Genomic DNA, 6136 nt, shown 5'->3' on the forward strand with positions numbered 1-6136 from the left:
GCCACCGCTGCACATGCCCCCTCATGCCTGCACCTCCAGGGCGGCAAGCACGTCTCCGCAGGTGACAGCCTCCGGCAGGCAGGACGCTGCCATCCGGTGCGCCGGCGTGGTGTAGATCCGGTTCTGCCGGAAAAATTGCCGGCTGGGGGTCAAGGGCGAAAGCTGTCCGTCAAAGAGCATGCCGCAAAGCTCCGTATACAAAGCGGCAAAATCCAGGTCATGGGTGGCAAGCACAATGGTAACGCCCTGTCCGGTCAGAGCACGCAGCTGCTGACCCAAGGACTGCCGTGCGGCTGCATCCATGCCCTTTGTGGGTTCATCCAACAGTAAAATTTTCGGCTTCGCCAGCAACAGCTTTCCCAGAGCAGCACGCTGCTGCTGACCGCCGCTAAGATCGTAGGGATGCTGCTTCAGCAGTTCCCGCAATGCCAGCACAGGCTCCAGCTCCGCAAGCCGCTGCTCTCTTTGCTGCTCATTCAACCCCAGACATCTGCCATAGGCGGTATAGTCCGCATCCAGGGTATCCTCACAAAACAGCAATGCAGGCTTCTGGGGCAGATACGCCGCCTGTATGCTGCCCGGGCGCAGCTTCTTCCCCCACACCTTCACCGAGCCCCGATCCGGCGAGAGCATCCCGCACAGCACCTGCAGCAGAGTAGACTTTCCACTGCCATTCCCCCCAAGAAGCGCCGTGCAGGTACCCTCCGGCAGGGTCAGATCCACCCCCCGCAGCACATCCTCCTGCCGCTTTTCGTACCGAAGCCACACATCCCGGAGTTGGTAGCACGCCGCTCCCTCCGGCACAGTCTGCTCCGGGATCGGCACCGGCTTTGTCGGCATTTGCTCCAGAACAGCACGACCCTGGGGGATGGTCAGAGGACAGGGCTGCACCCGATGGTCAAATACCTGAACCGCTGCCGGCATGCCGGAACGAAGCACTGCATAAGCCTCCGTTCCCCGAAGCTGCTCCAACGCCTGCTGAGGCGGTGCCAGGCAGCAAAGTCTGCCCCCATGCAGCACTCCCACCAGATCCGCCATGGGCAACGCCTCCTCCAATCGATGCTCTGACAAAAGGATGGTCGTCCCCTGCTCCCTGTTCAGCCGCTGCAGGGTGGCAAAAAAGTCGGATGCCGCCACCGGATCCAACTGGGCGGTAGGCTCATCCAGCAGCAACAGCTGAGGGGCAAGGGCAAACACGGATGCCAGGCTTACCAGTTGCTTCTGCCCTCCGGACAGCGTATCCGTCCGCCGCCGATACAAGGACTCCAGTCCAAAGTAACTGACGGTTTCTGCGACGCGTGCTGCCATCTCGGATTGGGGCATACCCAAGGATTCCAGCCCGAAGACAAGCTCCTGCCAGACCCGATCCGTGACGATCTGCCCCTCCGGATCCTGTCCGATAAGTCCCACAGCTCCCGGCTCCGGCTTGCCTGCCGGGAAAATTGCCGGGTCAAACCGGATCTCCCCTTCCCGACTGCCATGGGGGGCACATTCTGCTTTCAGCAACCGCAGCAGGGTGCTTTTCCCGGAACCGGAACCGCCGCAAAGCAGCACGATCTTGCCCCGGGGAACAGCCAATGTCACATCCTTCAGCGCCGGGACTGCCGCTCCGGCATAAGTAAAGCTGAGTGCTGTGGTTTCCACAAGTGCCATCTGATCCATGCGCCTCCTTCCTCCAATCCTGGCAAAAGCAGCAGCAAGCCGAACCCTGCGGCAGTTGCCAGTTCCCGTGCTCCAACTTGAAATACCATGCGGGGGTAAAACTGCGCCTGCATAGCGCCCCGGTGCAGCAAAATTCCGATGCACACCGTCAGCAGCAGGATGCAGCACAGTTGCGTCCATTCCCGTTTCCGCATCCGGTACAGACTCATCCGGGTACGCTTTCCGCTGCCGTATCCTCTGGCACGCATGGCATAAGCAGTCTGCACCGCATCCTCCAATGCACTGCCCAGAAGAACGGATAAGAGCTGAAAGCTGCCTTTCAAACGATGCAGAAAGGTATCCTGCCGGTAAAGCCCCATACATGTGTGCAGACGGTGCAACTGCTGGTACCGGCGCTGCAGGGCAGGCAGATACCGCATTGCCACCGAAAACAGCAATGCGGCCTGGGGGAGCACTGCGCCCAGCAGCCACAGGATCTTTTCCCCGTCCACCAGGTGACTATAAATACTCCCCCACAACAGCAGACTGCTGAGCAGTCCGCCCAGAACCGCCCCGTAGCAAAGTGCCTCCAGGGTAATGGGATTACCCCGGAAAAACAGCAGAGGCGTGACCCCATTGTGAGAAATCAGAGGGTTCAGCAGCGCCACTCCCAGGGCAAAGAGCACCAGTCCCGGCAGCCGCTTTACAAGCGCATGCCAGCCGGATAGGGCGCCGCTGACCACACAGCTGGAAACGAACGCTGTGCCGATCCAGAGGGGGTGCATGGTCAGCATACTCAACACCAGCACTGTGCCAAAGTAGCACAGCAGCACCAGGGGATGATCCCGTCTCATATGCCAGCCTCCTGCCACTGGGCTTCAGAAACGATGTACCGCCATTCGATCACATCTCCGTCGGACAACACATAGGCACCGCATCCCCGATCCGCCGCCTTGCCGTTGACCAGATAGATCCAGCCGCTCTGGGCACCGCAGGAGAACTCATATAAGTAGCTGATGCCCTGTACATACACATCGGAAGCGCCGGTGCTTTGATACTCCATCTGAATCTGGTGGTGCCGTGTCACCTGTTGTAACACATCAAACACCGTATCCCCATCCGAAAAGGAAACCTGCTCCTCCGGCAGGATCTGCCCGTTTTCCGGGAAATAGCCGCCGGCTTGCAGTGCCGGATCCAGCTGATCCCAAGCCCCGTATACCCGGCTGCAATCAATGGAGATGGAAGCATGCAGCCCTGTGTCTTCACTGGAGGATGCACCGTAATACTCTGCCGGGGTCTGCACATTGTGCACGATCCACGGTACCACGCACAGGGCGACGCCAATCACGCAAAACCCGATCCCAATTTGTTTCGTTTTCATTCTTTTTTCTCCCACAGCATACAGCCTCCCAGTGCCATGCAGACAAGTCCAAGCACCCACCAGGAACAGGTGACTGCCGGCTGGGACTGCTCTGTTGCTTCCGCAGGGGCAGTGCGGATACCGGTACCTGTATTGACGACTTGTGTCTGGGTATATGGTGTCACGGTTCCGCCGACCGACTCCGTTCTGGCAGTTGTCTGCACGGCAGTGGTTTCTTCTGCATCATCGGAGGTCTGTGCCGGGATATCTGTTTCCTCCGGCGGCATGGTTTCCTCCGGTTCTGATGCATCCGTCCCGATGGGCTCTGTGACCGTCGGCGGAGCCGTATGCTCTGGCTCTTGGCGCAGGGGCACATCCGTCAACTCATACACAGACCGCATACCCGCATCCAGCCGCTGCAACCCTGCCAGCGCCAGCATGCACTGGTTGGTGGCGATCACATTGCTGCCAGTCTGGGAAGCAATGTGGGCAAAGCCTCCGTCCTGCCGCCGATATGCCAACAGGGCATCCACCGGACTATGCCCCCCTGCCTGAAATGCAGCATCCAGCCGGGGATCCCGTCCAAGACTCAGCAACGCCAGGATCACCTGGGCTGCGCTTTCCGCATTTTCCGTGCCGTAGCTTGCAAAGCCGCCGCTTTCCAACTGCCGTTCAGACAGCAGTTCCATGCAGGCATCCACCACCTGCCGGATGGTGACAGCGCATGCAGCCCCATCAGAGCGCCGGGTGTAGGTATACACCCTGTCCGCCTCATACAAAGGAGCCAGAGCCGCCACAACAGAAGCGGTCACATCCACATCCCCACTGGTGCCCGCAAGGGCAAAGCCACCATCGGGCAACTGCCTGGACAAAAGCTGCCGGATCATGTCCGCCTCCGTGTCATGCGCATTGGCAGGCACTGCATACGCTCCACTGTGCAGGGTAATCAGCGCCCAGATCCAACCGGTCAACCCCTGCCGATCCAAAGCAACAGTGTTGCCCCGGTTGTATGTGCCGTCGGCGATGAGGTCAATCGTTCCATCTGCACATCCAGTAGGATCCACCCCCATAGCCCGGAGAGTCAGAGAGATCCGGTGCCATTCGGTTGCCTTGGCAGGGCTCAGCTTTTGGGCGGTCTGATACTTTTGTGCCACATAGGCTTCCAGGGCTGCCGGATTCCCCTGCTCCTGTAAGGATGGCGCACGCTCCACTGCAAAGGTGAACCAATCCGTCTCCGAAGCACCCGGCTTGTCCTGCTCATGCTGTCGGTGCCATGCGGCTGCATCGGACAGCTCCTGCTCGTAAGCAGCCCCACAAACGAAGCGAGGCATACCAAGCAGCAACGCTGCTGATATGCCTGCGATCAGTATCCCTTTACGCATGCCGCTTCTTTGCACACAGTGCAGCCAGTGCCAGCACGCCGCATCCGGTAAGCACCAGTCCACCGGTATGATCTCCGGTCTTGGGTGCCGGGGTGCTTGTACCCGTTGCAGTCGTAGTCACGGTCGTGCCGGTGGTCTCCGCTGCAGCCTCTGTTGTGGTGGTCACAGTGGTAACGACCGGTTCTGTCTCCAGAGCCGCCTGCAGTGCTGCTGCCGCCTCATCCAGCTTTGCCTGTTCTGCGGTCACATCGCTGATAACTGCAACTGCCGCATCGTAAGCAGCCCGAACTCCTTCGCCCTGGGCATCCTTTGCTGTTGCCAACAGCTTGGTCAGTGCATCCCGGTCTGCTGCCGGTGTGATGGCTGCTGCACCGCCCCATTCGGACATGTAAGAGGTGTCAATACCAAGATCCGCTCCGTATGCGTAAATGCTGAAGGTCCAGCGCAATACGTCCCCGTCCTGGGGCGTGTAATCCCCGATGCCGAAGGAAGGCACCTCATTGTTGACCATGTACATCCAGCCGCTGGTGCTTGCATAGTCATAGGACGCAAGCCAGCCCGGTGTGAGCCGCTCCTCGGCCAATGTACCGCCCGCGGCTTCCACTGCATTGCGGATCACCTCCGGAACGGTTCCCTTGCCCCCATCCGGATCAGCAATGGAAGCGATGTAGGCGCCTACGCCTTCCCCTTCGTTGATCTGCTCAACCCCAAGGGCACGCTCTGTCAGGGCTGTACCGGTTTCTCCTTCATAAAAGGGCACTTCTACCGGCTCCAGAATGTAGCCCTCGCCAGTGGTAAATTTCTCCACAGCAACAGTCACATAACCCTGGGGCGCCGTTTCTTCTGCGAATACCGGCATAGCTGCAAATGCCATGCAGGCTGCTGCGGAATGCCATGCAGGCTGCTGCGGCACAAGCCGCAAGGATCTGCTTGTGTGTGTGTTTCATGTTTATTCCTCCGATAAATCCGCCGGAAAAGAAAAGTGCCGCCGAAAACGACATGAAACCAAAGCCCCGCCCCGCAGCGCAGATGCAGGGCGGATGACTGAGCTTCCGCCATTCTCCTCCGGACTAATTGGGATAGAATGTGGCAGTTCTCCTGGCTTGAGTTCATCCTACTTGTCCGCATAGCCTTCCCACACCGGCATGCCGGCACAGTGACCTGATTTACATCAACACGGAGGTTCGTCCCTCTCACAGTAGCGGGGACTGCTGCGGTTTTTCACCGCATTCTCTTTTCATGCACGCAGGGTGCAACCACATTCTCCACAGCACAGCTGTGTTCTGATGATTGGGATCAGACTGCCTCAATGGCGCTGACTGCATCCTGCAGCCAGTCCCCCTCAAACAGTTCGATCATACCCTTATCGCAAGCTGCTGCCAGCTTCGGGTTCATAGGGATCCGCGCCAGAACTGGCAAGCCGTATTCCTTTGCGATCTCCTCAATATGGCTGTCGCCGAATACCTGGATTTTCTTTCCGCAGTCCGGACATTCCGCATAGCTCATATTTTCCACAATGCCCAGGATCGGCACATTCATCAGCTTCGCCATCTTCACTGCCTTCTCCACGATCATGGATACCAGTTCCTGTGGGGTGGTAACGATGATGATGCCGTTGATGGGGATGGTCTGGAACACAGTCAGGGGCACGTCGCCGGTTCCGGGGGGCATATCCACCATCATATAGTCCACTTCGTTCCAAATCACATCCGTCCAGAACTGCTTGACCACGCCGGCAATGACGGGTCCCCGC

The 6136-nt window shown here is 59.0% G+C and carries 6 protein-coding genes and 1 riboswitch; all 6 genes read right to left on the reverse strand.

What is annotated here, in order from left to right:
• Positions 1-21: 21 nt before the first annotated feature.
• A complete protein-coding gene (locus QVO51_RS06610; RefSeq protein WP_288167948.1) occupies positions 22-1662 on the reverse strand; it encodes an ABC transporter ATP-binding protein in 1641 nt (546 codons plus the stop codon).
• Positions 1590-2495 carry an energy-coupling factor transporter transmembrane component T gene (locus tag QVO51_RS06615; protein ID WP_022357740.1) on the reverse strand — a complete coding sequence of 302 codons (906 nt, stop codon included), beginning with the start codon at positions 2493-2495 and terminating at the stop codon, positions 1590-1592. Before QVO51_RS06615 ends, QVO51_RS06610 begins: the two co-directional genes overlap by 73 nt.
• Positions 2492-3022, reverse strand: coding sequence for a DUF4430 domain-containing protein (locus QVO51_RS06620; protein ID WP_022357741.1), 531 nt, complete (start codon positions 3020-3022; stop codon positions 2492-2494). The genes QVO51_RS06615 and QVO51_RS06620 overlap by 4 nt, the downstream gene beginning before the upstream one ends.
• The gene (locus QVO51_RS06625) at positions 3019-4383 is read right to left on the reverse strand and encodes a prenyltransferase/squalene oxidase repeat-containing protein (protein WP_276746907.1); all 1365 of its coding nucleotides are present in this window, start codon (positions 4381-4383) and stop codon (positions 3019-3021) included. Before QVO51_RS06625 ends, QVO51_RS06620 begins: the two co-directional genes overlap by 4 nt.
• Complete coding sequence (locus tag QVO51_RS06630; RefSeq protein ID WP_022357743.1) at positions 4376-5257, reverse strand: DUF4430 domain-containing protein; 882 nt, start codon at positions 5255-5257, stop codon at positions 4376-4378. The genes QVO51_RS06625 and QVO51_RS06630 overlap by 8 nt, the downstream gene beginning before the upstream one ends.
• Before the next feature lie 197 nt (positions 5258-5454).
• A riboswitch (cobalamin riboswitch) is annotated at positions 5455-5659 on the reverse strand.
• A gap of 20 nt (positions 5660-5679) precedes the next feature.
• Positions 5680-6136, reverse strand: a 457-nt coding sequence (locus tag QVO51_RS06635) for a P-loop NTPase (protein ID WP_288167949.1), incomplete at its 5' end; no start/stop codon positions are given.

It is taken from the genome of Ruminococcus sp. CAG:379, assembly GCF_000434255.1.
Lineage (GTDB): Bacteria > Bacillota > Clostridia > Oscillospirales > Ruminococcaceae > Ruminococcus_F > Ruminococcus_F champanellensis.